Origin of the sequence: Nocardioides sp. NBC_00850 (assembly GCF_045207335.1) — a bacterium.
Classification (GTDB): domain Bacteria; phylum Actinomycetota; class Actinomycetes; order Propionibacteriales; family Nocardioidaceae; genus Nocardioides.
On record NZ_CP108845.1, the window covers coordinates 365,816 to 392,513 of the forward strand.

Annotated in this window: 30 protein-coding genes and 1 tRNA gene; 3 read left to right on the forward strand and 28 right to left on the reverse strand. The window is 68.0% G+C overall.

Going from position 1 to position 26,698, the window contains the following annotated elements; genetic code table 11:
* Window positions 1–7: 7 nt before the first annotated feature.
* From OH802_RS01770 to OH802_RS01795, 6 genes are all read right to left on the reverse strand, one after another.
* Entirely contained in the window at window positions 8–421 is a 414-nt protein-coding gene (locus OH802_RS01770; protein WP_406024549.1) for a TIGR03618 family F420-dependent PPOX class oxidoreductase, read from the reverse strand.
* Between the two features lie 51 nt (window positions 422–472).
* Window positions 473–802 (reverse strand): nucleoside triphosphate pyrophosphohydrolase family protein, encoded by a 330-nt coding sequence (locus OH802_RS01775; protein WP_406024551.1) that lies wholly within the window; start codon window positions 800–802, stop codon window positions 473–475.
* A 51-nt stretch (window positions 803–853) separates the two neighbouring features.
* Window positions 854–1,024: a hypothetical protein gene (locus OH802_RS01780; RefSeq protein ID WP_406024553.1), complete on the reverse strand. Its 171-nt coding sequence runs from the start codon at window positions 1,022–1,024 to the stop codon at window positions 854–856.
* 112 nt (window positions 1,025–1,136) lie between these two features.
* A complete protein-coding gene (locus OH802_RS01785) occupies window positions 1,137–1,673 on the reverse strand; it encodes a hypothetical protein (RefSeq protein ID WP_406024555.1) in 537 nt (178 codons plus the stop codon).
* Complete coding sequence (locus OH802_RS01790) at window positions 1,670–1,792, reverse strand: hypothetical protein (protein ID WP_406024557.1); 123 nt, start codon at window positions 1,790–1,792, stop codon at window positions 1,670–1,672. The genes OH802_RS01785 and OH802_RS01790 overlap by 4 nt, the downstream gene beginning before the upstream one ends.
* Before the next feature lie 191 nt (window positions 1,793–1,983).
* Window positions 1,984–2,065, reverse strand: a tRNA-Tyr gene (locus tag OH802_RS01795).
* A gap of 136 nt (window positions 2,066–2,201) precedes the next feature.
* Between OH802_RS01795 and OH802_RS01800 the strand changes: the two genes are divergently transcribed.
* Genes OH802_RS01800 through OH802_RS01810 form a run of 3 tightly spaced genes read left to right on the forward strand, consistent with a single transcriptional unit; the run spans window position 2,202 to window position 3,690 of the window.
* Window positions 2,202–2,693 carry a YajQ family cyclic di-GMP-binding protein gene (locus tag OH802_RS01800; RefSeq protein WP_406024559.1) on the forward strand — a complete coding sequence of 164 codons (492 nt, stop codon included), beginning with the start codon at window positions 2,202–2,204 and terminating at the stop codon, window positions 2,691–2,693.
* Between the two features lie 4 nt (window positions 2,694–2,697).
* A complete protein-coding gene (locus tag OH802_RS01805) occupies window positions 2,698–3,192 on the forward strand; it encodes an SRPBCC domain-containing protein (RefSeq protein WP_406024561.1) in 495 nt (164 codons plus the stop codon).
* A 39-nt stretch (window positions 3,193–3,231) separates the two neighbouring features.
* Window positions 3,232–3,690 carry an Rrf2 family transcriptional regulator gene (locus OH802_RS01810; RefSeq protein WP_091044275.1) on the forward strand — a complete coding sequence of 153 codons (459 nt, stop codon included), beginning with the start codon at window positions 3,232–3,234 and terminating at the stop codon, window positions 3,688–3,690.
* Window positions 3,691–3,793: 103 nt separating this feature from the next.
* Here OH802_RS01810 and OH802_RS01815 read toward each other — a convergent pair whose 3' ends face one another.
* From OH802_RS01815 to OH802_RS01920, 22 genes are all read right to left on the reverse strand, one after another.
* Window positions 3,794–4,765, reverse strand: coding sequence for a sulfate/molybdate ABC transporter ATP-binding protein (locus OH802_RS01815; protein WP_400459543.1), 972 nt, complete (start codon window positions 4,763–4,765; stop codon window positions 3,794–3,796).
* A 13-nt stretch (window positions 4,766–4,778) separates the two neighbouring features.
* Window positions 4,779–5,621, reverse strand: a complete 843-nt coding sequence (locus OH802_RS01820) for a sulfate ABC transporter permease (RefSeq protein ID WP_406024564.1) — start codon at window positions 5,619–5,621, stop codon at window positions 4,779–4,781.
* A complete protein-coding gene (cysT, locus tag OH802_RS01825; protein WP_406024566.1) occupies window positions 5,614–6,453 on the reverse strand; it encodes a sulfate ABC transporter permease subunit CysT in 840 nt (279 codons plus the stop codon). The genes OH802_RS01820 and cysT overlap by 8 nt, the downstream gene beginning before the upstream one ends.
* Window positions 6,454–6,460: 7 nt before the next feature.
* Entirely contained in the window at window positions 6,461–7,537 is a 1,077-nt protein-coding gene (locus OH802_RS01830) for a sulfate ABC transporter substrate-binding protein (RefSeq protein ID WP_406024568.1), read from the reverse strand.
* A 159-nt stretch (window positions 7,538–7,696) separates the two neighbouring features.
* Window positions 7,697–8,614 carry an EamA family transporter RarD gene (gene rarD / locus OH802_RS01835; protein ID WP_406024570.1) on the reverse strand — a complete coding sequence of 306 codons (918 nt, stop codon included), beginning with the start codon at window positions 8,612–8,614 and terminating at the stop codon, window positions 7,697–7,699.
* A 55-nt stretch (window positions 8,615–8,669) separates the two neighbouring features.
* Entirely contained in the window at window positions 8,670–9,683 is a 1,014-nt protein-coding gene (locus OH802_RS01840) for a polyprenyl synthetase family protein (protein WP_406024572.1), read from the reverse strand.
* Window positions 9,680–11,224 (reverse strand): NADH-quinone oxidoreductase subunit NuoN, encoded by a 1,545-nt coding sequence (nuoN, locus tag OH802_RS01845; RefSeq protein ID WP_406024574.1) that lies wholly within the window; start codon window positions 11,222–11,224, stop codon window positions 9,680–9,682. Before nuoN ends, OH802_RS01840 begins: the two co-directional genes overlap by 4 nt.
* 4 nt (window positions 11,225–11,228) lie before the next feature.
* Window positions 11,229–12,650, reverse strand: coding sequence for a NuoM family protein (locus OH802_RS01850; protein WP_406024576.1), 1,422 nt, complete (start codon window positions 12,648–12,650; stop codon window positions 11,229–11,231).
* Window positions 12,650–14,515 (reverse strand): NADH-quinone oxidoreductase subunit L, encoded by a 1,866-nt coding sequence (gene nuoL / locus OH802_RS01855; RefSeq protein ID WP_406024578.1) that lies wholly within the window; start codon window positions 14,513–14,515, stop codon window positions 12,650–12,652. The genes OH802_RS01850 and nuoL overlap by 1 nt, the downstream gene beginning before the upstream one ends.
* Entirely contained in the window at window positions 14,509–14,814 is a 306-nt protein-coding gene (gene nuoK, locus OH802_RS01860; RefSeq protein ID WP_008356449.1) for an NADH-quinone oxidoreductase subunit NuoK, read from the reverse strand. Before nuoK ends, nuoL begins: the two co-directional genes overlap by 7 nt.
* 79 nt (window positions 14,815–14,893) lie before the next feature.
* Complete coding sequence (locus tag OH802_RS01865) at window positions 14,894–15,598, reverse strand: NADH-quinone oxidoreductase subunit J (protein WP_406024581.1); 705 nt, start codon at window positions 15,596–15,598, stop codon at window positions 14,894–14,896.
* Window positions 15,595–16,134 (reverse strand): NADH-quinone oxidoreductase subunit NuoI, encoded by a 540-nt coding sequence (gene nuoI / locus OH802_RS01870; protein ID WP_406024583.1) that lies wholly within the window; start codon window positions 16,132–16,134, stop codon window positions 15,595–15,597. The genes OH802_RS01865 and nuoI overlap by 4 nt, the downstream gene beginning before the upstream one ends.
* On the reverse strand, window positions 16,131–17,426 hold the full coding sequence (nuoH, locus tag OH802_RS01875) for an NADH-quinone oxidoreductase subunit NuoH (protein WP_406024585.1): 1,296 nt from the start codon (window positions 17,424–17,426) through the stop codon (window positions 16,131–16,133). The genes nuoI and nuoH overlap by 4 nt, the downstream gene beginning before the upstream one ends.
* Entirely contained in the window at window positions 17,423–19,633 is a 2,211-nt protein-coding gene (locus OH802_RS01880) for an NADH-quinone oxidoreductase subunit G (RefSeq protein WP_406024587.1), read from the reverse strand. Before OH802_RS01880 ends, nuoH begins: the two co-directional genes overlap by 4 nt.
* Window positions 19,612–20,925, reverse strand: coding sequence for an NADH-quinone oxidoreductase subunit NuoF (gene nuoF, locus OH802_RS01885; protein WP_406024589.1), 1,314 nt, complete (start codon window positions 20,923–20,925; stop codon window positions 19,612–19,614). Before nuoF ends, OH802_RS01880 begins: the two co-directional genes overlap by 22 nt.
* Window positions 20,918–21,664, reverse strand: a complete 747-nt coding sequence (nuoE, locus tag OH802_RS01890; RefSeq protein ID WP_406024591.1) for an NADH-quinone oxidoreductase subunit NuoE — start codon at window positions 21,662–21,664, stop codon at window positions 20,918–20,920. Before nuoE ends, nuoF begins: the two co-directional genes overlap by 8 nt.
* The gene (locus OH802_RS01895; protein ID WP_406024593.1) at window positions 21,661–22,974 is read right to left on the reverse strand and encodes an NADH-quinone oxidoreductase subunit D; all 1,314 of its coding nucleotides are present in this window, start codon (window positions 22,972–22,974) and stop codon (window positions 21,661–21,663) included. Before OH802_RS01895 ends, nuoE begins: the two co-directional genes overlap by 4 nt.
* Entirely contained in the window at window positions 22,971–23,609 is a 639-nt protein-coding gene (locus tag OH802_RS01900) for an NADH-quinone oxidoreductase subunit C (protein WP_406024595.1), read from the reverse strand. Before OH802_RS01900 ends, OH802_RS01895 begins: the two co-directional genes overlap by 4 nt.
* Entirely contained in the window at window positions 23,606–24,160 is a 555-nt protein-coding gene (locus OH802_RS01905; protein ID WP_160025681.1) for an NADH-quinone oxidoreductase subunit B family protein, read from the reverse strand. The genes OH802_RS01900 and OH802_RS01905 overlap by 4 nt, the downstream gene beginning before the upstream one ends.
* Before the next feature lies 1 nt (window position 24,161).
* A complete protein-coding gene (locus tag OH802_RS01910; RefSeq protein ID WP_091043014.1) occupies window positions 24,162–24,518 on the reverse strand; it encodes an NADH-quinone oxidoreductase subunit A in 357 nt (118 codons plus the stop codon).
* Between the two features lie 208 nt (window positions 24,519–24,726).
* Window positions 24,727–25,800, reverse strand: coding sequence for a hypothetical protein (locus OH802_RS01915; RefSeq protein WP_406024597.1), 1,074 nt, complete (start codon window positions 25,798–25,800; stop codon window positions 24,727–24,729).
* A 238-nt stretch (window positions 25,801–26,038) separates the two neighbouring features.
* On the reverse strand, window positions 26,039–26,689 hold the full coding sequence (locus OH802_RS01920) for an HD family hydrolase (protein WP_406024599.1): 651 nt from the start codon (window positions 26,687–26,689) through the stop codon (window positions 26,039–26,041).
* Window positions 26,690–26,698 lie beyond the last annotated feature (9 nt).

The window sequence follows — 26,698 nt, forward strand, 5'->3', positions numbered from 1 at the left end:
CAGCTGCCTACCAGCCCGACGGACGTACGTTGCCCAGCACCCGGGTCACGGTGATCTCGATGACCACGCGCTCCGGATTGGGCCGAGGCTGCCGGTAGCGCTCGGCGTACCGACGCTCGGCCTCAGCCACGGACTCCGCATCGCCCTTGACCACCGCCGTGCCCTCCAGCGTGCACCAACGACGCCCGTCCACCTGGCTGACCGCCGCCTGCGCACCGGCCCCGGCCGCGCGTACGTTCCGGACCTTCTTGCTGCCGGCACTGCTGATGACGCGCGCGACGCCGGCGTCCGGATCGAACGTGACCCCCACGGGGACGAGATGCGGGCTCCCATCCGGGCGGCTCGTCGTCAGGAAGCAGACCCGGCGTTCCCGCCAGAACTCATCGTTCTCCGCGGTCGAGGGAGTTGCGTCGACTGTCATGGGTGCTCCTTCGTGAACCAGGGCCGTGGCTGCCACGGCCCTATCGGTGGGTCAGCGGTTGTCGCCACTGCCACCGATGGCGTCGCGCTGCTGACGATCGGCGAGCTTCTTGATGTTGAGCTCGGCAACGTCCGCGAGCGGGAGCCCGAAGTGGTCAGCGAGGACCGCCAGGTACCACAGTGTGTCGCCGAGCTCCTTGGCGAGATCATCGAGGTCCCATTGGGCGAAGTCGCCGTCATGGTCACGCACGATCTTCTTCGCCTTCTCGGCGATCTCGCCCGTCTCCCCGACCAGCCCGAGCAGCAGGTGGAACACCTCGTTGGGCGTGTCCTTCGTCGCCGCAGTGCGCAGCGCTGCCTGCTGGTAGGCGTTCAGATCCATGACCGGAACATATCGCGGCCTGCTCGGCCACCCTCTCGTCCGCCGTTTCGGTCACGCCTCGCGCGTGCGACCGATGCGGGTGAGAAAGGTGCCAGCCATTCCCACGGAGGCAACCGCGAGCAGCTGGGCACGGCGACCGAGATGGCGGCGGCGGGCCGGGTCCTCGACGTACGTCACCGCATGGGTGTGTTCGACGTGGCTCAGACCTACGGAGCCGCCCATTGGGCACGTTCGCGACCAGGTACCCGAGGGCTGGGTGCTGCTCGGCATCGACCGCTGCGCCGAGCAACCCCGGCGGCTGGAAATCGGCGGCTGGAACCCCGCCAGGCCGAACTCAGCCCCGAATCTTCGTGTCGATCATGCTGGCGACGAACTCAGGGAAGACCAACGACGTATCAACGCGGACATCCGCAAGATCGAGCTTCGGCGTCTCGTGCCATGCCTCCATACGCATATGCTGGACCAGATCGGAGTCACCGCCCTCCTTCAACCTGAGTTCGGCAACATCAACAGGGCACCACAGCTCGACCACTGTCCACCTGACCTCGGGGAACGCCGTCACCACCGCATCGACAGCCTCTGGTTGCCCGAGATGAATCACGGGTATTCCGTTGTCAAGCGCCTCAGCCAGGCCCGGGCGGTCGACAGCGAAGATCGCCCCGTAGCGCCGGTTCTCCCAGATGACATCCCGCTGCAACCGAAGCTCGTTGAGCACACCTCTCGTGACCATCCGGTAGGCATCCTCATTCCCCGAACCGACCTTGATACGCGCGAAATGGACGTAGTCGGCCGACCGCTCGCGAAGCGCACGATCAGTCGAATCCTTTCCCGCGGCCGGCGGGCCGTAAAGGATCACGCCGCGCTGGGTCATGATGCCTCTCGCTCGGCGAGGGCCGCCAGCAACTGCTCCACCTGAGCCTTGAGCGGTTCGGCCGACAGCGAGTCATCGATCACGTGGTGATCTGCGCCGAGCCGGAAGTCGAGGTCCATACCGCCAATGTACTTGGCCCACCTGGCGAGCCTGTGTGCGTCACGAGCCGCACCGCGACGGCGCACGTAGGTCAGCATCGTGTACGCATCGCAGACAACCCAGACCACCGCGGCCGGACACAGCCAGACACCCAAGCGAAACACCCCGGTGGCCAGCGTTTTCGCTGGTCACCGGGGTGTTCTCCCAGGCGTGGCAGATGAAGGATTCGAACCTTCGAAGGCAAAGCCGACGGATTTACAGTCCGCTCCCATTGGCCGCTCGGGCAATCTGCCTGGGTTGCGCGCGCGCCCCGATTAAGGGGATCGCGACAGCAATAAACAATAGCGCAGGGGCTGGCGGCGTACGAAAACGGGACGAGGTTCTAGGGTGAGACACCACAGACTTGGTCAGAAGCTAGAGGAGAGAGTCATGGCGGACTCGTCGTTCGACATCGTGAGCAAGATCGACCGCCAGGAGGTCGACAACGCGCTGAGCCAGACCGCGCGAGAGGTCTCGACGCGGTTCGACTTCAAGGGGACCAACGCGAGCATCGAGTGGAGCGGCGAGCAGGGGATCGAGATCTCGGCCTCGGCCGACGACCGCGCCAGCGCGGTGCTCTCGGTCTTCCAGGACAAGCTGATCAAGCGCAAGCAGTCGCTGAAGATCCTCGACGCGAGCGAGCCGCGCCAGTCGGGGCAGCAGTCGAAGATCTCGATCACTCTCAAGGAGGGCATCTCCTCCGAGGATGCGAAGAAGATCTCCAAGCTGATCCGCGACGAGGGCCCCAAGGGCGTCAAGGCACAGATCCAGGGCGACGAGCTCCGCGTCTCCTCCAAGAAGCGCGACGACCTGCAGACCGTGATCTCGCTGGTCAAGGGCCAGGACTACGACTTCGCGGTGCAGTTCATCAACTACCGCTGAGCTCATGGCCCACGACCACCCGAGAGCCTCGATCGAGATCGACGCCCCGATCGAGGTGGTGTGGCGGGTGATGGTCGAGACCGAGTCGTACGCCGTCTGGAACCCGTTCGTCGTGTGGGCCGAGACCGCGCAGCCGGCGGCGGTGGGCAACCCGATCGTGCTGCATGTGACCTGGGCGAACGGCGGCCGCTCGCGCTCTCCGGAGCGGATCTCGGCGCTCGAACCACCGGTGGTCGGCGAGGACGGGGTCGAGGCTGCGTACTTGGCCTATGTCTATGAGGGCTGGCCGGCACGGCTCGGCCTGGTGCGGGGCGTACGTCACCAGCGGCTGACCCAGCGACCCGGCGGGCCGACGCGCTACGAGACGGTCGAGGAGTTCTCCGGCCCGCTGGTGGGGCTGGCAGGACCCGAGCGGGTCGCGGACGGGTTCCGGCGGCATGCCGCAGCTCTGAAGGTGCGAGCCGAGACGCTCGTGAATGAAAGTGGACTTGACCACTAGATTGAGCGAAATTCTGCATTCATCTGCAAGAATGTGGCCGTGCGAGTATCTGCCAAGTCCGACTACGCCCTCCGCGCCCTCATCGAGATGGCCGCGCGCGAGGACGGAAAAGCTGTCAGCGCCGAGGAGCTCGGCCGCGCCCAGGAGATCCCTCACGGGTTCCTGCAGGCGATCCTCGCCGACCTCCGCAAGGCCGGCGTCGTCATCTCACAGCGCGGCCAGTCAGGCGGTTGGCGCCTGGCCCGCAAGGCGTCGGACGTCTCCGTCGCCGACGTGATCCGCGCCGTCGACGGTCCGCTTGTCTCGGTCTACGGGCTGCGCCCCGAGGGCGTCACCTACAACGAGCGCGCCGACGTCCTCCAGCACGTGTGGATCGCCGCCCGCGATTCCCTGCGCGAGGTCTTCGAGAAGGTCTCGATCGCCGAGCTCGCCTCCCGCGAGCTGCCCGACGAGGTCACTACCCGCACCGCGCGCGACGAGGCCTGGCTGCCTCACTGAGCCGTTGGGATACCCGGTTAACCGGGTATTCCTGCACTTCTCTGGCATTGCAACACCTGAGAAGTGCCAGTTTCACCGGTTAACCGGGTATCCCGTCCCGCCGCTACGCCGCCGGCGCCGGCATCGTGTACGCCCCGGGCGACGGCGTGACGAAGACGTTGACGCCCTCCTCGAGCTGCAGAGCCCGGGCATGCGTACGCGTCAGCTCGGCGGTCACGACCTCACCGTCGTCGGTGAGAACCGTGAGGCGCACCTCGAAGCCGATCCGCAGGACGCGCGAGACGGTGCCCTCGAGCGAGTGCTCGGAGATCGGCGACGGGGTGACCTCGACGTCATGGGGCCGGATCAGGGACCCGCCCAGGGTCGTCACGTCGCCGAGGAACGACATCACGAAGTCGTTGGCGGGCTCGTCGTAGAGCTGCTCGGGGGTGCCGATCTGCTCGATGCCGCCCTGGTTGACGACCACGATCTCGTCGGCGACCTCGAGGGCCTCCTCCTGGTCGTGGGTCACGAAGACGGTGGTCACGTGCACCTCGTCGTGGAGCCGTCGCAGCCAGTCACGCAGCTCCTTGCGTACCTTCGCGTCCAGGGCGCCGAAGGGCTCGTCGAGCAGCAGTACGGACGGCTCGATGGCCAGCGCCCGGGCGAGCGCCATCCGTTGCCGCTGGCCGCCGGAGAGCTGCGAGGGCAGCCGGTTGGCGAACTGCGAGAGGTGCACGAGCTCCAGCAGCTCCTCGACCTTCTTGGCGACCTCCGCCTTGGGGCGCTTGCGGATCTCCAGCCCGAAGGCGACGTTCTTGGCCACCGAGAGGTGCTTGAACGCGGCGTAGTGCTGGAAGACGAAGCCGACGTTGCGCTTCTGGACCGGCAGCGAGGTCGCGTCCTTGCCCTCGATCACAACCGACCCGGTGTCGGGTGTCTCCAGCCCGGCGATGACCCGCAGGAGCGTGGTCTTGCCGCCGCCGGAGGGCCCCAGCAGGGCGGTCAGCTGCCCGGTCGGGATGGTCAGGTTGATGTCCTCCAGCGCCACGAAGTCGCCGTAACGCTTGTTGACACCACTTACTTCGATGCTCATGGGATGTGTCCTTTCACCGCACGCGCGCACCGCGGGCGCGCAGCACGAAGACGATGAGGATGCAGATGACCGAGACGCTGGCGAGGAGGAAGGCGACGGCGTACGCGCCCTGCTGGTCGAAGTTGAGGTACTTCTCCTCGACCGCGAGGGTGGCGGTACGGGTCTGGCCGAGCACGTTGCCGGAGACGACCTTGACCGCGCCGAACTCGCCGAGCGAGCGGGCCAGGGTGAGCACGACGCCGTAGATGACGGCCCACTTGATGCCCGGGAGCGTGATCCGCCAGAACGTCTGCCAACTGCTCGCGCCGAGCGACGCGGCGGCCTGCTCCTGCTCGGTGCCGATCTCCTCGAGCACCGGGATGACCTCGCGGATCACCAGCGGCAGCGACACGAACGCGGTCGCCATGATGATGCCGGGCGTCGAGAAGATGATCTGGATCCCGGCGGACTCGAGCGTCGGCCCGAACCAGCCGTCGCGACCGCCGTAGACCAGCACGAGCGCCAAGCCCACGACGATCGGCGAGACCGACAGCGGCAGGTCGATCATCGCGCTCAGGAGGCGCTTGCCAGGAAATTCCGTACGCACCAGCAGCAGCGAGATCGAGACGCCGAAGAGCAGGTTGATCAGCGTCGCGACCACTGCGGCCACGCAGGTCAGCTGGATCGCGTGCATCATCTGCGGGTCGTTGAAGATCGCTGTGAACGCCTCGGTCGTGAACCCGACGTCGGGCACGTAGAAGGCGTTCCAGGCGACCAGGACCACCGGCCAGGCCACCAGGAGGCCGAGGTAGGCGATGACGATGACGCGGAGGACGTACGTCAGGGGTGTGCGCGGAGCGCGACGGGTCTCAGCCACGGCGGACCATCCTCCTCTGGACCAGGTCGAGGACGACGATGACGAGGAGCGAGACGCCCAGCAGCATCGCCGCGATCGCCGCCGCGCCCTCCGGGTTGTCGTTCTCGATCGCGGACAGGATCCGCACCGAGGCGACCTCGGACTTGAACGGCAGGTTGCCCGAGAGCAGGACCAGGGAGCCGTACTCCCCCATCCCGCGCGCGAAGGAGAGCGCCGCGCCCGCCGCGATGGCCGGGGCCAGCGACGGCAGGATGATCCGCCAGAACGTGGTGAACCGGGACGCCCCCAGAGAGGCCGCGGCCTCCTCCACGTCGGTGTCGAGCTCCTCGAGGACGGGCTGCACCATGCGTACGACGAAGGGCAGCGTCACGAAGGCGAGGGCGAGGTAGACCGACGTCGACGTGTTCGCCCAGTGCAGGCCGAGGGGTGACTCGGCGCCGTAGAGGGAGAGCAGCACGAGGCCCGCGACGATCGTCGGCAGTGCGAACGGGATGTCGATGATGACCTCGAGCAGGCCCTTGCCCCAGAACTTGTCACGGACCAGGACCCAGGCGATCACGGTGCCGATGACGACGTTGATCAGGGTGACCACGATGGCCGCACGGATCGTCAGCAAGATCGCCGAGGCGGTCTGCTCATTGCTGAGCTGGCTCGCGAAGGCGGACCAGCCGCCGCTGGAGGCGGTGATGATCACCGCCACCAGCGGGATGAGGACGAGCAGGCTGAACCAGAGCATCGTGATACCGAGCCCGATGCCACTGGTCCTTGTCAGAGTGTTGCCCGGCCGGCTGCGACGGGCAGCCGGCCGGGCAGTAGGGATGGTTGTCGTCATGGCTGGACTACTGAGAGGCCTTGCCGGACTTGGCGATGGAGTCGGTCACGATGCCGAGCTCCTCGCCGTCCTCACCGGTGCCGAAGAGCTTCTCCTTGACCCCCGACCAGTCGCGGCCGCCGAAGTCGTTCTCCAGGGTGAGCAGCTGCTTCGGGGCCGGGAACGGGTCGGCCGGGTCCTTGGCGCCCTTGATGTCCTCCGGCTTGAGACCGATCGCGTCCCAGTCGACGACGCCGGGCTCGGCGGTGTTGACGGGGCGGAAGCCGGTCAGCGCGAACTGCTTCTGACCGCCCTGCGGGTCGAGGACGAAGTCGAGCCAGGCCTGAGACGGCTTGGAGGAGTCCTTGAGGATGGCGCCGGGGTTCTCGATCAGGACGGTGGAGTCCGGGATGATGTACTCGAAGCCCTCACCCTGCTGGGCCGCGAGGATCGCCTCGTTCTCGTAGGCGAGCAGCACGTCGCCGGTGCCGCCGAGGAAGGCGGTGGTGGCGTCGCGGCCGGAGTTGGTCAGGGTGACGACGTTCTTGAAGAGCTTGTCGAGGTACGCCTTGCCCTCCTCCTCGGTGCCACCGTTCTTCACCACGGAGCCCCATGCGGCCAGCGCGTTCCAGCGGGCAGCGCCGGACGAGGCCGGGTTGGCCGTGACCACGCCGACACCGGGCTTGACGAGGTCCTCCCAACCCTGGATGTTCTTCGGGTTGCCCTCACGGACACCGAGTACGACGACCGAGCTGGACACGATGCCCTTGTTGTCGCCGTCGTCCCACGACGCGTCGACGAGGCCGGCCTTCTCCAGGCGCTGTACGTCGGTGCCGACGGACAGGTGGACATAGTCGGCCTTCAGGCCTGACTCGACCGCACGGCTCTGGTCGCCCGAGGCGCCGTACGAGGTCTGGAAGGTGACGCCCTCGCCCTCAGGGGTCTTGTTGAACTCCTTGGCGATCGCCTTGTTGGCCGTCTCGGGGACGGCGAAGCCGACGATGGAGATCGACTCCGCGTCACTGCCGCCGCCGGAGCCACCGCACGCGGTCAAGGTCAGGATGCTCGCAGCGGCCAACGCCACTGCAACCTTGATCTTCTTCATCTGGTTCCTCACTTCTGCCCTGCCGAGTCAAGGTCGATCGGGTTACGAATGTCGAGGACAATACTTGAGTTAGTCGAGTGGATGTGAAAACACACGAACGGTCCGCTCCTTGGACGGCACCCAGTCGCCGAGACGTCACCTAGGTCGGCGGAGGCGGGTCTAGACGGTCGTCGTGCTCGGCGGGGTCACGAGCGTCCGCAGGACCTTGCGGCGGTGGTGGATGGCCTCGGCGCTGAAGATGACCAGGGCGATCCAGACGATCGCGAATCCGGCCCAGCGGCCGGGAGGCATCGCCTCGTGGGCGATGAAGACGCCGACGGCGAACTGCAGGATCGGCGCGAGGTACTGGAGCAGCCCGATCGTGACCATCGGCACCCGGATGGCGGCCGCGCCGAAGCAGGCCAGCGGCACGACGGTGATGATGCCGAGGCTGATCAGGAGGAGTACGTGGAGGGCACCGTGGCCGAAGAGCGTGCCGTTGCCGGTCGCCTGGAGAGCGATGATCAGTGCCAGCGCGAACGGCGCTGTCACGGCGGTCTCGACGGCCAGCGACTCGAACGGCCCGACCCCCGCGCTCTTCTTGAGCAGCCCGTAGGTGCCGAAGGAGAAGGCCAGGATCAGCGCGACCCACGGCAGCCGGCCGTAGTCGACGGTGAGCACGACGGTGGCCACGAACGCGATCCCGAGCGCCACCCACTGCAGCTTCCGCATCCGCTCACGCAGGATGATCACGCCCATCAACATCGTGACCAGCGGGTTGGTGAAGTAACCCAGGCTCGTCTCCACGATCCGCCCGTTGTTGACCCCCCAGATGTACGTCACCCAGTTGATCGAGATCACCGCCGCAGCCGCAGTCAGCAGCACGAGCTTGCGCCGGTCGCGCAGGATCGCGGCCACCTGCGCACGGCGCCCCACGATCAGCACCAGCGCTCCGGCCACGACCAGCGACCACACGATCCGGTGTCCCAGGATCTCCCAGGCCCCGGCGGGCTCCATGAGCGGGAAGTAGAGCGGGAACGCTCCCCACATGATGTAGGCAGCGGCGCCGAACATCACTCCACGCCGTTGCTCATTCACGTCGCAACGGTACTGCCAGGGCGTCGATACCCTTTACCGAATATCGCGCCTCGGCTCAGACGGAGCGGACCGCGACGATGTCTGCGAAGGCCTCGAGGGCCTTGCGGACGGGCCCCTCCGGCAGCGGGGCGAGAGCGGCCTTGGCCTCCTCGGCGCGGGACTGGACGTAGGCGCGGGCCTCCGCCAGCGCCGGGTGGGCGCGGAGGAGGCCGACGCACTCGGCCAGAGCCGCGTCGTCGGTGAGGTCGCTGTCGAGCAGCTCCAGGAGCCTTGCGTCGCCGGCGTCGGTGGACCGGCGGGCCAGCAGCACCGGGAGCGTCGGGACGCCCTCACGGAGGTCGGTGCCCGGCGTCTTGCCGGACTCGTCGGAGGCGATGTCGAGGATGTCGTCGGAGAGCTGGAAGGCGACGCCGACGATGTCGCCGTAGGCGAGCAGGGCGTCCTGGATCTCCTTGTCGGCGCCGGCGAAGAGCGCACCGTAGAGAGCCGAGGTGGCGATCAGGACGCCGGTCTTCCCGGCCAGCACCTCGAGGTGGTGGTCGACCGGGTCGACGCCCTCGGGCGGCGCAACGCCTTCGAGGATCTGACCCTCGACGAGCTTGGCGAAGGTGGCCGCCTGGATGCGTACGGCCTCCGGACCCAGCTGGGCGGTCAGCTCCGAGGAGCGGGCGAAGAGGAAGTCGCCGGTCAGGATGGCGACGTGGTTGTCGAAGCGGGCGTTGGCGGTGTCCTCACCGCGGCGCACGAGCGCCTCGTCCATGACGTCGTCGTGGTAGAGCGAGGCCTGGTGGGTGAGCTCGACGACGCAGGCGGCGGTGATGACCTCGTCGGCGAGCTTGTCCGGGCCGTACTCGGCGGCCAGCAGCACCAGCAACGGCCGGAACCGCTTGCCGCCGGCCTCCAGCAGATGGGAGGCCGCTTCCGTGACGAACGGGGAGCTGCTGCGGGCGTAACCCGCCAGCTTCTCCTCCACGATCGCCAGCCGAGCGCGGAGCCGCTGCTCGAGCTCGGGATCGGTGATCGGGAGGGCGAGTTCAGGGGCTCGGTCGGTGGGTGCGCTGGTGCTCACCCGATGAATCCTCCCGCATCCACCAACAGGCTGAGCACAGGGCCCGGAATTACACCCAACAAGACGGTGGCGACAGCGCTCAGTGCGATCACGACGGTGGTGGCGTACGACGGGGTCACTACCGCGGCCACGTCCTCGCGCGGGTCGGTGAAGAACATCAGCATCATCACGCGTACGTAGAAGAAGATCGCGATGATGCTCGAGCCGATCGCGACCGCGACGACGGGCCACTGACCGGCGCCCAGCGCGGCGGCGAAGACGCCCCACTTGCCGATGAACCCTGCGGTCAGCGGCAGGCCGGCCATGGAGAGCAGGAAGACGGCGAAGGTCGCCGCGACCCACGGGTTGGACCGGCCCAGGCCGGCCCAGCGATCCAGCGAGTTGACCTCACCGTTGGGCCCGCGGACCAGGGAGACGATCGCAAAAGCGCCGAGGGTCGCGAACCCGTAGGCGGTCAGGTAGAAGAGCACCGCCTGGGTCGAGCCGAAGGCGTCGGTCTGTACGCCGAGGAGGCCGGTCAGCAGGAAGCCGGTGTGGGCGACGGCGGAGTAGCCGAGCATCCGCTTCACATCGGTCTGGACCACCGCGAAGGAGGCGCCGAGCAGCATCGTCAGCACGGCGATGACGCCGATCGCCGGGCGCCAGATGTCGCCCTCGGCGCCGAAGGCGACGTAGAAGAGCCGGAGCATCGCGGCGAATGCGGCGATCTTGGTGGCCGCGCTCATCCACGCGGTGACCGGCGTCGGAGCGCCCTGGTAGACGTCCGGGGTCCAGGAGTGGAAGGGCACGGCGCCGGTCTTGAAGAGCAGGCCGACGGCCATCAGGCCGATGCCGAGGAGCAGGAGCGGGCTGGAGCCGTCCTCGGCCGCCACCTCACCGATCTCGGCCAGCGACATCGACCCGGCGAAGCCGTAGACCAGCGCGAGACCGTAGAGGAAGATGCCGGAGGAGAACGCGCCGAGCAGGAAGTACTTCAGCGCCGCTTCCTGGGATAGCAGCCGGCGACGGCGCGCCAGCCCGGTCAGCAGGTAGAGCGGCAGGGACAGCACCTCGAGCGCCACGAAGAGCATCAGCAGGTCGCCGGAGATGCAGAAGAGCATCATCCCGCCGACCGCGAACATCATCAGCGGGTAGACCTCGGTGTGCTCCAGCCCCCGCTGGGAGGCGGTGCGCTCGGCCGGTGTGCCCGGCAGGGCCGCGGCCTGACCGGCGAAGGCGCTCACCCCGTTGTCGAGACGTCGCTCGGCGAAGAGCGCGACGCCGCCGAGCGAGACCAGCAGCACCAGGCCCTGGGAGAAGACCCCCGGGCCGTCGACGATCAGGGCACCCTCACCGGTCGAGGCACCGAGGCTGGACCCGGCGCCGACGGCGACGGTCCCGGCGAGTGCGGCGACCAGGCCGGCCAACGCCAGCGACACCTGGGCGTTGAACCGCGCGGCACGCGGCGCGAAGGCCTCCACCACGACACCGGCGCACGCCACGGCCAGCACCAGCAGGACGGGCCAGAGGGTGGCGTACGAAATTCCGGGGGACTCGAACATCGCGTCACTCACCTGCCTGGATGACATCAACAAGAGGAGCCACGACCGGCTGGGCCGCCGAGATCAGCGGTCCGGGGACGAAGCCGAAGAAGAGAAGTGCGACCAGCAGAGGAACGACTACGCCGAGCTCCCGCCGGTCGAGGTCGGAGACCGGTTTGGACAGCTGAGCGGGTCCGGTGAAGATCCGCTGGTAGGCCCACAGCACGTAGATGGCGGCGAGCACGATCGCGGTGACCGCGATGACGCCGACAAGCCAGTGGTAGTCGAACGCGCTGATCAGGACCAGGATCTCGGAGACGAACTGACTCAGGCCCGGGAGGCCGGCGGTCGCCAGACCGGCGATCAGGAACGTGCCGGCGAGCACCGGGGTCGCCTTCTCCAGCCCCCGCATCGACGAGATCGACGCGGTGCCCTTGCGGGCGATCAGGAACCCGGCGATCAGGAACATCGCCGCGGTCGCGACACCGTGGTTGACCATGTAGAGGATCGCCCCGACCAGGCCCTCGCGGGTCGCCGCGAAGATGCCGAGGGTGATCAGCCCGAAGTGCGAGAGCGACGTCAGACCGATCAGGCGGAGCAGGTCGTCCTGCCCGATCGCCAGCACCGCGCCGTAGACGATCGAGATCAGCGCCAGCGCCACGACGACGGGCGTCGCCCAGGCGGACGCCTCCGGCACCAGGCCCAGGCAGAGCCGGATCATGCCGAAGGTGCCGATCTTGTCGAGGACGCACACCAGGAGCACCGAGGTCGGCGTGGTGGCCTGCTCGGTGGTGTCGGCCAGCCAGGTGTGCACCGGGAACAGCGGCGCCTTGACCGCGAACGCGATGAACATCGCCACGAAGATCCAACGCTCGGCGGTGGTGCCGATGTCGAGCTGGGCGAGGTCGCTGATCAGGTACGACGGCGACCCGGCCTCCGAAGAGACCACGAAGAAGCCGATCAGCGCACCGAGCAGCACCAGCCCGCCGCCGAGCTGGAACATCAGGAACTTGAGCGCGGCTCGGGCCCGGTTGGGGCCACCGTGCTGGCCGATCATGAAGTACGCCGGGATCAGCGTCGCCTCGAAGGCGATGTAGAAGAGGAAGAGATCGCCGGCGGTAAAGGTGAGCAGCGCGAAGGCCTCCAGGGCCAGCGCCCAGGCGTACCAGCGCTTGTCGTGGTCCTTGACCGCCGCGACCATCACGAGCGGGACCAGGACGACGGTCAGCATCACCATCAGCTTGCCGAAGCCGTCCATCTCGAGCGCCCAGTGGACGCCGAGCGGCTCGATCCAGACGAGATCGGTGTCGGGGGCCGTGAACATCGTGACGATGCCGGCGATCAGGGTGGCGATCGCGAAGCCGAAGGCCCACGCCTTGGGCCGCGCCGGCATCACCGCGGTGATCAGCGCACCCGCGAACGGGACGAGGACGAGGATTGTCAGCATCAGTTGACCACCAGGATCACGAGGGTCACCAGCACAGTGCCGCCGAGGACGGAGAGGGCGTAGGAACGTACGTAGCCGGTCTGCGCCTTGCGGAGCTCACCGGCGATCGCCGCGAGCGCGATCGGGCCACCGCTCATCAGGCCGTCGACGGCGTACTTGTCGGTCGCGAGGGTGCCGCGGGTGATCGCCATCCCGGGCGGCACCACGACGTCCTCGACGTGCGGGACGTGCAGGTAGGGAGTCGGCTCGGTCGTGATCGGGCGGCGCCCGAAGACGAACCCGGCGGCCGCGACCCCGATCGCGACGACCAGCACCGCGAGGACAGAGGTCGCCCAGACCGGGAGCGGACCGTGTTGCTCGACGTGGCCGATCGCGACCACCGGCTCGAGCCAGTGCTCGATCCAGCCGCCGAGCGCGAAGACGCCACCGAGGACCGACAGCGCGGCGAGGACGACGAGCGGACCGGTCATGATCCGCGGCGACTCGTGCGGATGTACGCCCTCGGGCCAGCGCTTGCGGCCGAAGAAGGCGAGCATCATCAGGCGGGTCATGTAGAACGCGGTCACACCGGCGGCCAGGAGGGCGATGATGCCGACCAGCCAACTATCAGCGAAGGCGACCTCGAGGATCTTGTCCTTGGACCAGAAGCCGGCGAACCCGGGGAAGCCGATGATGGCCAGGTAGCCCATCGAGAACGTCACGAACGTGACCGGGAGCGCCCGACTCAGCGCACCATAGTGCTTGAGGTTCACGTCGTCGTTCATGCCGTGCATCAGAGACCCGGCGCCGAGGAACATGTTGGCCTTGAAGAAGCCGTGGGTGAGCAGGTGGAAGATCGCGAACGCGTAGCCCGGCCCGCCCAGCCCGGCGGCCAGCATCATGTAGCCGATCTGGCTCATCGTCGAACCGGCCAGGACCTTCTTGATGTCGTCCTTCACGCAGCTCACCGCGGCGCCCCAGATGATCGTCACCAGGGCGACGACCACGACGGCGGTCGAGGCGGCCTCGGCGGCGTCGAAGATCACGCTCGACCTGACGATCAGATAGACGCCGGCGGTCACCATCGTGGCCGCGTGGATCAGCGCCGAGACCGGGGTCGGGCCCTCCATCGCGTCGAGCAGCCAGCCCTGCAGCGGCACCTGGGCGGACTTACCGCAGGCACCGACGAGCAGCAGGATGCCCAGCCAGTTGAGGGTGGTCGTGGTGGTGTCGCTGATGTCGATCGCCGAGAACGACGTCGAGCCGAAGGTGACGAAGCAGAGCGCGATCGCCAGCGAGAGACCCATGTCGCCGACCCGGTTCATCACGAACGCCTTCTTGGCGGCGGCTGCCGCCGACGGCTTGTGTTGCCAGAAGCCGATCAGCAGGTAGGACGCCAGGCCGACGCCCTCCCAGCCGAGGAAGAGGCCTACGTAGTTCTCCGCCAGCACCAGCATCAGCATCGCGGCGAGGAACAGGTTGAGGTAGCCGAAGAACCGAGTGCGCCGCTCGTCGTCGGCCATGTAGCCGACCGAGTAGATGTGGATCAGCGTGCCGACCCCGGTGATGAGCAGCAGGAACAGGCTGGAGAGCTGGTCGTAGAGGAGATCGAACCCGACACTCAGACCACCGGTGTCGAACCAGGTGTAGAGGTGCTGGACGACCTGCCTGCTCTCCTCGTCGCGACCGAGGTCGGCGATGAAGAGGACGAGCGACAGCACGAAGGACGCCCCGGCGAGCCCGACCGCGAGCCAGTGCCCGATCCGGTCGAAGAGTGCCGGCGCCAGCGGGCGCCCGATCAGAATCAGGGCCGCACCGGCGAGGGGCAGCGCGATGACCAGCCAGATCAGCGAGAAGACGCCGCTGGCCTCGACAGGATTCACCACTTGAGCATCCTTGGCTCGTCGACCGAAGCCGTGTTTCTGGTGCGGAAGATGGTCATGATGATCGCCAGCCCGACGACCACCTCAGCGGCCGCGACGACCATCACGAAGAACGCGGTCACCTGCCCGTCGAGGTTGCCGTGCATCCGGCTGAACGCCACCAGGGCCAGGTTGGCCGCGTTGAGCATCAGCTCGACGCACATGAAGACGACGATGGCGTTTCGCCTGGTCAGCACGCCGATCGTGCCGATCGTGAAGAGGATGGCGGACAGGATGACGTACGCCGTGGTGTTGTCTGTCATGCCGCCGCCTCCGTAGCGCAAGCGCCATCATACGAACGCGGCGGCATGTTGATCCCATGACTCGCTCGCTGACGCTCGCTCATGCGTCCTCTCCTTCGTCCGCACGACCGCCGGCGAGGATGGCCGGGACCGACTTCGTGCTCTGCGACCCGTCCGGCAGCAGCGCCGGGGTGTCGTTGCTGTTGTGGCGTGCGAAGGTGCCCGGTGGGGGCAGCGGACCGAGGTGCTTGCCGCTCTTCGCGTAGTCGGCGACCCGCTTCTGGGCCAGGTCGGTCTGGCTCTGCTTCGGGTCGATGCGCTCGCGGTGGGCCAGCACCATCGCGCCGATCGCGGCGGTGATCAGCAGCGCGCTGGTCGCCTCGAAGGCGATCACGTAGCGGGAGAAGAGGAGGTCGGCGAGGCGTTGTACGTTGCCGCCCTCGTTGGCGCTGGCCAGCCCGCGCATCGTGGCGATGCTCGCCTGGCCGATGCCCGCGATCAGCGTCGCGCCCAACCCCACTCCGAGGATGACCGCGAGCACCTTCTGCCCCGCGATCGTCTCCTTGAGCCTGTCGGAGGTGTCGACGCCGACCAGCATGATCACGAACAGGAACAGCATCAGGATCGCGCCGGTGTAGACGACGATCTGCACGGCGAACAGGAACGGCGCCTCCAGCATCGCGTAGACCATCGCCAGCCCGATCATCACGACCGCCAGCGACAGCGCGGCGTGCACCGGCTTGCGCGCGAACAAGAGGCCCAGCGCCGCGATCACCATGATCGAGGCGAGGATCACGAAGCTCATCGCGTGGGCTCCTTGGGCTCCGGGGCGTAGTAGGAGGTGTCGTCGTTGCCGAGGAACATCGGGTGCGGAGGCGCCTCCATCCCGTCCTCGAGCGGCGCGAGCAGGTCCTGCTTCTCGTAGATCAGGCTCTCGCGCGAGGTGTCGGCGAGCTCGTACTCGTTGGTCATCGTCAGCGCCCGCGTCGGGCAGGCCTCGATGCACAGGCCGCACAGGATGCAGCGCAGGTAGTTGATCTGGTAGACGCGGCCGTAGCGCTCACCGGGCGAGTAGCGCTCCTCCTCGGTGTTGGGCGCGCCCTCGACGTAGATGGCGTCGGCGGGGCAGGCCCAGGCGCACAGCTCGCACCCGATGCACTTCTCCAGGCCGTCGGCATGCCGGTTGAGCTGGTGCCGGCCGTGGAAGCGCTCCTCGGTCGGCTCCTTCTGCTGCGGATACTGCTCGGTGACCGGCTTCTTGAACTGCGTCCCGAAGGTCACCGCGAACCCGCTGACCGGGTCCCAGAAACGCTCCTTGAACGAGCGGTCGTCGTTGCTCACTTGGCCTCCTCAGGAGAGGGAAGAATGCGTACGCCGTTGGTGGTTGTCGGCACCGCCGGCGGTCCGAACACCAGCGGCTGGGCGGCCCCTCGCACGGCCCCGCCGAGCGGCAGGGCGGGTGTGGGGAAGCCGCCGGTCGGCTTGGTGACCTGGGCCTCCTTCTCCGGAAGCCGGTTGAGGAAGCCGAGCACCACGACGACCGTGACGGCCAGACCGAAGCCGAAGAGGATCCAGTCAGGGCTGAAGCCGCCCTGGATCGCGGCCATCTTGATCACCGCGACGACCACGATCCAGGCGAGGCTCGCCGGCAGCAGGACCTTCCAGCCGAGCGACATGAACTGGTCGTAGCGCAGCCGTGGCAGCGTGCCGCGCAGCCAGATGAAGACCCAGATGAAGAAGAACATCTTCAGGAAGAACCACAGCACCGGCCAGTAGCCCTCGTTGGCGCCGGCCCAGAGGGTGCCGATGCCGAGCGGGGCTCGCCAGCCGCCGAGGAACAACGTGGTGGCGAGCGCACTGACTGTGGCCATGTTGATGTATTCGGCCAGGAAGAAAAGGGCGAACTTCAGGCTGGAGTATTCGGTGTGGAACCCACCGACCAGCTCGCCCTCGGCCTCGGGGAGGTCGAACGGCGCGCGGTTGGTCTCGCCGACCATCGAGATGCAGTAGATCAGGAAGGACGGCAGCAGCAGGGCGCCGAACCACCAGTCCTCCTGGGCCGAGACGATCTGGCTGGTGGACAGGCTGCCGGCCATCAGGAAGACGGTGACGAGCGCCAGGCCCATCGAGACCTCGTAGGAGATCATCTGGGCGCTGCTTCGCAGCCCACCGAGCAGGGAGTACGTCGAGCCCGATGCCCAGCCTCCCAGCACGATCCCGTAGATGCCGATGCTGGCGATCGCCATCACGAACAGCACCGCGACCGGCATGTCGGTCAGCTGCAGCGGCGTCTGCACGCCGAAGAGGTTGACCTCCGGCCCGAACGGGATCACCGAGAACGTCACGAACGCCGGCACCGTGGCCAGGATCGGGGCCGTGATGAAGACGATCTTGTCGGCCTTCTCCGGCGTCAGGTCCTCCTTCAGCGCCAGCTTCACACCGTCGGCCAGGGATTGGAGCAGGCCGAACGGTCCGTGCCGGTTGGGCCCGATGCGGTGCTGCATCCGGGCCACGACCTTGCGCTCCCACCAGATGTTGAACAGCGTCAGCACGACGCAGACGACGAAGACCAGCAGGACCTTGATCGCGATGATCCACCAGGGGTCCTGGCCGAACTGCTCCAGCCCGTTCACTTGGCCCCCTCCACGCTCACGGTCGACCCCGGCGAGGCCAGATCGGCCCATACGCCGCGCCCGAACGAGTTGGTCGGCACCCAGATCGTGCCCTCGGCCAGCTCGGCCGGAAGCGCCGGGAGCGTCCATCTGCCCCGGTCGCCGGTGATCGTGACGACGTCACCGACCTCCTCGTGGAGCGCTGCCGGGATGCGTACGAACGCCGGTCGCGCGGTCGCGGCCAGCGCCTTGTCACCGCTCTGCAGGGTCCCGTTGTCGAGCATCAGATGCCAGGTCGCCAGTCGAAGCCCCGCCGAATCGGTAGTTGTGGCGGCCGAGTCGGTAGTTGTGGGCGACGATTCGACACTTTCGTCCGCCACTTCTGCGGACTCGGCACCCATTTGTGCGAACTCGGCGGTGATGTGGCCGAGGACCTCGGCGTCGGAGTAGGCGGCGGGCTTGTCGAAGACCTTCACGAACGGGCGGCGACGACCTTCCCAGGTGACGAAGGTGCCGGCCTTCTCGGAGGCGGTGGCGACAGGAAGTACGACGTCGGCGCGCTCGGTCACGGCAGTGACCCGCTGCTCGAGGCTGACCACGAAGCCGGCCTGGTCGAGGGCGGCCAGGAAGGCGGCCGGGTCGGCGGTGTCGTCGGGGTCGACGCCGGCGACCACGAGGGCGTCGAGGCCGGCGCGGACCATGGCCTCGGCGTCGAGGCCGCCTTCACCGGGCAGCAGGTCTGCCTCGACCGCACCCCGGTCGCCGGCACGACGCGGCACCCAGGCGAGCCTGGCGCCGGTGCGGTCGGCGAGCTCGGCGGCGGCGGAGTAGGCGCCGGGGCTGGTCGCCAGCCGCTCGCCGACCAGGATCACCGAAGCCTCGGTGACCCCGCTGACCTGGGACAACGCGTCCTTCTCGGCACCGGGGGCGGTCAGGACGACCGAGGCTCCGAGCTTGCGTGAGCCCTCCGAGGCGTACGGACTCAGGGTGGTGATCCGCAGACCGCTCTTGTTGGCCTTGCGCAGCCGGAGGAAGAGCGTCCCGGCCTCGTCCTCGGGCTCGAGGCCGGCCAGAACCACGTGGTCGGCGGCGTCGAGGTCGGCGTAGGTGAGGCTGCTCCCCGCGACGCGTGAGCGCAGGAAGCCGGCCTCCTCCTCCGAGAGCGGGCGCGCGCGGAAGTCGATGTGCGGAGTGCGGAGCGTGTCGCGGGCGAAGGCGGCGTACGCCTTCGCGTCCTCCAGCGTCAGTCGCCCACCGGGCAGCACGCCCACCGAGCCGGAACCGGCCAGGCCCTGGGCGGCGACGGCGACGGCCTCCAGCCAGGACGCCGGCCGGAGCTCGCCGTCCTCACGGATCATCGGCGAGGTGAGCCGGTCGCGGACGGCGTAGCGGAAGCCGAAGCGGTCCTTGTCGGAGATCCACTCCTCGTTGACCTCCGGGTCGTTGCCTGCGAGGCGGCGCATGACCTTGCCACGGCGGTGGTCGATGCGGATCGCGGCGCCGCAGGCGTCGTGCTCGGCGACGCTCGGGGTCGAGACGAGGTCGAAGGGCCGAGCCCGGAACCGGTAGTCGTCCGAGGTGAGCGCGCCCACCGGGCAGATCTGGATGACGTTGCCGGAGAAGTATGACGAGAACGGCTTGTCCTCCGCGATACCGATCTGCTGCTGCGCACCACGCTGGATCAGCGCGATCCCCGGGTCGCCCGGGATCTCGGCGGCGAAGCGGGTGCAGCGCTGGCAGACGATGCACCGCTCGCGGTCGAGCAGCACGTTGGGCGAGAGGTTGATCGGCTTCGGGAAGGTCCGCTTCGTCCCCTCGAAGCGAGTCTCACCCTGGCCGTGGGACATCGCCTGGTTCTGCAGCGGGCACTCGCCGCCCTTGTCGCACACCGGGCAGTCCAACGGGTGGTTGACCAGGAGAAACTCCATGATCCCTTGCTGGGCCTTCACGGCCGTGGAGTTCTGCGTCTCCACCACCATGCCCTCGGCCACCGGGATCGTGCAGGAGGCCTGCGGCTTCGGGAAGCCGCGGCCGTTGCCGGCGTCGGGGATGTCGACCAGGCACTGCCGGCAGGCGCCGACGGGCGCGAGCAGCGGGTGGTCACAGAAGCGCGGGATCTCGATCCCGGCCTCCTCGGCCGCCCGGATCACCAGCGTGCCCTCGGGCACCGTCACGTCGGCGCCGTCGATCTTGAGCGTCACATCGGTCACTGCACTGCCTCCGCCCATGCGGTCGACTTCTTGGCGTCGAAGGGACAGCCACCCTGCTCCAGATGGGCCAGGTATTCGTCCCGGAAATACTGGATCGAGCTCGTGATCGGGCTCGTCGCGCCATCACCGAGCGCGCAGAACGAGCGGCCCAGGATGTTGTCGCACTGGTCGAGCAGCAGGTCGAGGTCCTCGGGCTTGCCGTCGCCCTTCTCCAGCCGCTCCAGCACCTGCACCAGCCACCAGGTGCCCTCGCGGCACGGCGTGCACTTGCCACAGGACTCGTGCTTGTAGAACTCCGTCCACCGCAGCACCGCGCGCACCACGCAGACGGAATCGTCGAAGATCTGCAGCGCGCGGGTGCCGAGCATCGAGCCGGCCGCCTGCACCCCTTCGAAGTCCAGCGTCACGTCCAGGTGCTCCTGGGTGAACAACGGGGTCGAGGAGCCACCCGGGGTCCAGAACTTCAGCTCATGCCCCTCGCGTACGCCGCCGGCCAGCTCGATCAGCTTGCGCAGCGTGATGCCGAGCGGTGCCTCGTACTGCCCCGGCTTCTTGACGTGACCGGAGAGCGAGAAGATGCCGACGCCGGCCGATTTCTCGGTGCCCATGCCGGCGAACCAGTCGGCACCGTTCTTGACGATGGCGGGGACCGAGGCGATCGACTCGGCGTTGTTGATCACGGTCGGGCTCGCGTAGAGACCGGCGACAGCCGGGAACGGCGGCCGCAGCCGCGGCTGACCGCGGCGCCCCTCGAGCGAGTCGAGCAGCGCGGTCTCCTCACCACAGATGTAGGCCCCGGCACCGGCGTGCACCACCAGCTCGAGGTCGTAGCCGGAGCCGTGGATGTTGGTGCCGAGGTGGCCGGCGGCGTAGGCCTCACGGACCGCCGCCTGCAGCCGCCGGATCACGTGCAGCACCTCGCCGCGTACGTAGATGAAGGCACGCTCCGCGCGGATGGCGTAGGAGGAGATGATCACGCCCTCGACCAGGGTGTGGGGCGAGGCCATCATCAGCGGGATGTCCTTGCAGGTGCCCGGCTCGGACTCGTCGGCGTTGACCACCAGGTAACGCGGCTTGGGGTTCTCGGGGTCGGGCGCCGGCAGGAAGCCCCACTTCACCCCGGTCGGGAACCCGGCGCCACCGCGACCGCGGAGCCCGGAGTCCTTGACCATCGTCTGTACGTCCTCGGGCGCCATCCCGAGAGCGACATCGAGCGCGTCGTAGCCGCCCTGCTCGGCGTAGGCCGGCAGGGTCCAGGCTCGCTCGTCGCCCCAGTTGGCGGTCAGCACCGGGGTCAGAGTGTCAGTCATCGGACGCCTCCTCGGCGATCGTCTCCGACTCGGCGCGACGGGTATCGGCCACCTCGACGGCCTCGGGCAGTTCCTCCGGTACGTCGGCGGCGCCGTGGGCATCACCGGGCGCGGCCCAGCCGCGCTCGCGGGCGAGCTCCAGCCCGACGCGCGACGCCGGTCCGGCCGCAGGCCCCTCGTCGACGAGCCCGTCCTCGAAGCCGGCGAGGACCCGCTCGGCCTCGCGCCAGCTCGTGATCCGAGCGCCGCGCGAGGCCACGACCTCGCGGCCCTCACGCAGGTCGTCGACCAGCTGCGAGGCCGACTCCGGGGTCTGGTTGTCGAAGAACTCCCAGTTGACCATCACCACCGGCGCGTAGTCGCAGGCCGCGTTGCACTCGATGTGCTCGAGCGTGATCGCGCCATCGGCGGTGGTCTCGTCGTTGCCCACCTCGAGCTTCTCGCGCAGGCAGGCGAAGATCTCGTCGCCGCCCATGACCGCGCACAGGGTGTTGGTGCAGACGCCGACGTGGTGGGTGCCGACTGGATGACGCTTGTACATCGTGTAGAACGTCGCCACCCCGCTCACCTCGGCCGGGGTGAGGCCCAGGACCTCGGCGCAGGCCTGGATCCCTTCGGGCGTGACCCGACCCTCGACCGACTGCACCAGATGGAGCATCGGCAGCAGCCCGGAGCGGGCCTGGGGGTAGCGAGCGGCGATCTCGCGCAGCTCGTCGTAGGTCTCAGCAGCAAGCGTCATCGGTCGACGCCTCCCATCACCGGGTCGATGGACGCGATCGCCACGATCACGTCGGCAACCATGCCGCCCTCGGACATCACCGAGGTGGCCTGCAGGTTCGTGAACGACGGGTCCCGGAAGTGGACCCGGTAGGGCTTGGTGCCACCGTCGCTGACCACGTGGGCGCCGAGCTCTCCGCGCGGCGACTCGATCGCGACGTACGCCTGGCCTGCCGGGACCCGGAAGCCCTCGGTGACCAGCTTGAAGTGATGGATCAGCGCCTCCATCGACTCGCCCATGATGTGGCGGATGTGGTCGAGGGAGTTGCCCTGGCCGTCGGGACCGACGGAGAGCTGCGAGGGCCAGGCGATCTTCTTGTCGGCCACCATGACGGGGGCGCCGTCGAGATCGTTCAGCCTCTTGAGGGCCTGCTCCATGATCCGCAGCGACTCCCACATCTCGGCCAGCCGGATCCGGAACCGGCCGTAGGAGTCGCAGGTGTCCCAGGTGATGACCTCGAAGTCGTAGTCCTCATAGCCGCAGTAGGGCTGGGTCTTGCGCAGGTCCCACGGATAGCCCGTGCTCCGCAGGATCGGGCCGGTCAGCCCGAGCGCAAGACAGCCCTCCAGGTCGAGGTAGCCGACCTGCTCCAGGCGGCCCTTGAAGATCGGATTGGCGTTGCACAGCGCCGCGTACTCCTCCAGGCGCTTCTTCATCAGCTCGATGAACTCGCTCACCCGCGCGACGGTGCCCTCCGGCACGTCCTGGGCGATGCCGCCGGGCCGGATGTAGGCGTGGTTCATCCGCAGCCCGGTGATGAACTCGAACAGGTCCAGGCACAGCTCACGCTCGCGGAACCCGATCGTCATCACGGTCAGCGCGCCGAGCTCCATGCCGCCGGTCGCGATCGCCACCAGGTGGGAGGAGATCCGGTTGAGCTCCATCAGCAAGACCCGGATGACGTCGGCCTTCTCCGGCACCTCGGCGCCGATGCCGAGCAGCTTCTCCACCCCGAGGACGTACGCCGTCTCGTTGAAGATCGGCGACAGGTAGTCCATCCGGGTGACGAACGTGGTCCCCTGCGTCCAGGACCGGTATTCCATGTTCTTCTCGATGCCCGTGTGCAGGTAGCCGATCCCGGCACGCGCCTCGGTGACCGTCTCGCCCTCGAGCTCGAGGATCAGCCGGAGCACCCCGTGCGTCGAGGGGTGCTGCGGGCCCATGTTGACGACGATCCGCTCGTCCTTGACGTCCTTGAGGGCGTCGGTCAGCTCGTCCCAGTCCTGGCCGGTGACGGTGAACGTACGTCCCTCGTCTTCGGTGGTCGTCATGAGTAGCTCCTCCGGGTGTCCGGCGGCGGGATCGTCGCGCCCTTGTATTCCACCGGGATCCCACCCAGCGGGTAGTCCTTGCGCTGCGGGTGGCCCGGCCAGTCGTCGGGCATCAGGATCCGGGTCAGTCCGGGGTGGCCGTCGAAGACGATCCCGAACATGTCGTAGGTCTCGCGCTCGTGCCAGTCGAGCGTCGGGTAGATGCCCACCGCGCTCGGCACGTGCGGGTCCTCGTCGGGGGCCGAGGTCTCCACCCGCACCCGGCGGTTGTACGTCATCGAGAGCAGGTGATAGACCGCGTGCAGCTCTTTCCCCTGGTCAGAGAGGTAGTGCACGCCGGAGACGCCGGAGCAGAGCTCGAAGCGCAGCTCGTCGCGGAGCACCTGCAGGGCCTCGAGCAGCCGCTCGCGGCGTACGTGGAAGGTCAGCTCACCGCGGTGGATGACCGCCTCCGCCTCGGTGAAGGCGAGGGAGTCGGCGATCTCCTTGAACCAGCCGCCGTAAGGCTGCACCCCGACGTCGCTGGTGCGACTCGGCATCGCGTGCTGGCGGGTGAGACCGCCGTAGCCGCTGGTGTCGCCGGTGTCCGCCACCCCGAACATGCCACTGTTCTGGCCGCTGTTCTGGTCGCTCACCGCAGAAGTCCCGTCTGGTCGATCAGCGGCAGCTGGCGCAGCGCCGCGGTCTCGTTGGCGACCTCCTCGCGCTCGGCGTTGACGCCCAGCGAGCCGCCCTGGATCTTGTCGTGGAGCTTGAGGATCGCGTCGATCAGCATCTCGGGACGCGGCGGGCAGCCGGGGAGATACATGTCGACGGGCACGATGTGGTCGACGCCCTGGACGATCGCGTAGTTGTTGAACATGCCGCCGCTGCTGGCGCAGACGCCCATCGCGAGCACCCACTTCGGCTCAGGCATCTGGTCGTAGATCTGGCGCAGCACCGGCGCCATCTTCTGGCTCACCCGGCCGGCCACGATCATCAGATCGGCCTGCCGCGGCGAGGCCCGGAAGACCTCCATGCCGTATCTGGCCAGGTCGTACTTCGGGCCGCCCGACGTCATCATCTCGATGGCGCAGCAGGCCAGTCCGAACGTCGCCGGCCACAGGCTCGCCTTGCGGAAGTAGCCGGCCAGACCTTCGACCGTGGTCAGAAGTACGCCGGAGGGAAGCTTTTCTTCGAGACCCATGTCAGTCCCAGTCCAATCCGCCGCGGCGCCACACATAGGCGTACGCCACGAACACCGTCAGCAGGAACAGGCCCATCTCCGCGAGGCCGAACCATCCCATCGCGTCGAACCTGACGGCCCACGGGTAGAGAAAGATGATCTCGATGTCGAAGATGATGAAGAGCATCGCGGTGATGTAGTACTTCACCGGGAAGCGACCGCCCAGCGCCTGTGGCGTGGCCTCGATCCCGCACTCGTAGGGATCCGCCTTGGCCTGGTTGGCGCGGCTCGGTCCGACGACCGAGCTCATGACCACCGAACCGACCGCGAAGAGCGTCGCCAGTCCCGCCAACGCGAGCACCGGCACGTAGAGCTCCATCTCGCCTCCTACCCTGAGCGACCCACCCCTTCTTGAGACTTTGTGAATGGAATCACAATGTGGGCCAACTCACATCCTGCCACTCCTGCGGCGGATTGCAAGTGGGTTGCCGAAATGGCGCGCGGCACTTTCCCGCCATGGCGGAAATGCGTGCCGCATCCGGCGGCAAACGCCTGCAGAATCACGCCATGGCGGGGGTTGCGGCGGGTCAGACTTCGGCGCTGACGGCCGGCGCCGGCGCGTCGAGGAAGGCTCGGGGGATCACGATGATCCGCTTGTCGAGGTTGGTCGGTGTCGCCGGCCTTCCGTCGGGACCGACCTGCAGCATCTCGTACGTCACGGTGTGCTTGGTCAGCCGGCGCAGCTTCAACCATCCCGGGGGCCAGGCAACGCTTCCCCACGGTCCCTGGATCTCGAGCCACTGGCCCATCGAGCCGACGACTGGGGCGCCGACGGCGTACATCCCAGACATCCGGCCCTCCCCGGAGAGCAGCCAGATGAGGGGGTTGAGCAACACCATCACCAACCAGGGGATCGCCATCCGGTAGGAGCCACCGGCCAGTAGTAGCAGGATGTTGAGAGCGAACACAGCCGGAAGCAACCACGCCGTGATGCCGAGCTGCGCCCGCAGCCACGCCCGGACGAGCCGCCACCGCAGTGCACGATCGACGACGATCGGATCCCCAAACATCGGTGTCTCCACCGGCTCCCGCCCTGCCCTCGCTGCCAGCTCGCGTCTGATCGCCGGCCCGATGAGCTGGGCCGGAAAGTCGACCGACCGTGCCACCTCATCAGGCCCGGCCGGAAGATATGCCGGTACGGCCAGCGTCTTCGGACCGCCCTGCCGACACCGCACGAGCACCGGCCCCGCCTCGATCTGCGTCAGCCGCGACCAGGGATAGAAGGCGAGTCGCCTGAGCGTACGCATGCCCAACCCGCTCTCGGTCGCCCATGCGACGAGAGTGGCTCCAACAGGAAACTCGCGCTCCACTCGGCGAGAGACTGTCCACAGCGGCGTCGTCAGCGAGAACGCCAGAAAGACGACTCCGACAGCGACCGTCATCCCGAGTTCGACGGCCCCGCTAACGAGTCCCGGACCAAGACCCGGATCATGCATGCCGAACCAGAGGGCGCCGGTCAGCAACACGGGCAGACCCAACGCCAGGACCCAGTAGGCCCGGCTCCGAAGCCGCAGCCGCACCATGGCCGACTTGAGCCGCCGCTGATCGTCGATCGTGACGGTCCAGTGCGTCACCGACCCCGGCACCACATCCACGTCCACGAGCGGCCCCCCTCAGCGTCCCCGCAGCCCAAAGTCGCCGCAGCGTAACGGATACCGGATAGGGAATGTGGGCAAACTCGGAACGGGTTCCCAGTGAGCCGGGATTGGGCGGATCCAGCCACTCAGGAATCCGCCGAGTCGGCCCGTCCTCACCGGAAATCTCGCCGAGTCGGCTCGTTGTAACGAGCCGACTCGGCCTGATTTCGCGTCAGGATGCGCCGACTCGGCGGGATCGGGCTCAGTCGGGGTCGGGGCGGATCCAGCCCTTGGCGAGCCCCGCACGGACGATGGCGTCGGTGGCGGCACCGAGGGTGGTCGAGGCGGCGACGACGCCGGCCTCGCGGGCGCGGACGCGGGACTCAGTGGCGCCGGGCATGCTCCAGGTGCCGCCGCGGTTGAGCCAGTTGAGGAGCATCGGCTCGAGGCGGTCCATCGCCTTGCAGAAGCGCGCCTCGGGGGTCTGAGCGGCCTCGAACTCGTCCCACAGGGCGCGAATCTCACCAGCCTGATCCGACGGCAGCATCGTGAAGAGCCGCTCCGCGGCAGCGATCTCGCGCTCGACCTGGTCGACGACCGCAGCCGGGTCGAAGACCGGGCTGTCGCCGGCGTAGATCTCGATCATGTCGTGGATGATCACGAGCTTGATCGCGTGCCCGACGTCGATCGGCTCGTCGGCGTACTCCGCGAGCAGCAGCACCATCAGCGCCAGGTGCCAGGAGTGCTCGGCATCGTTCTCACGCCGGTCGGCCGCGGCCAGCGGCGAGGCCCGCAGGATCGTCTTGAGCTTGTCGGCCTCGGCGACGAACTCCAACTGAGCCCGCAGCCGGCCGCCTATCTCGTCCGGGAGCGGGTTCAGGTCGATGATCAGGTCGGCAGTCGAGTCGTCCATGGGACGACC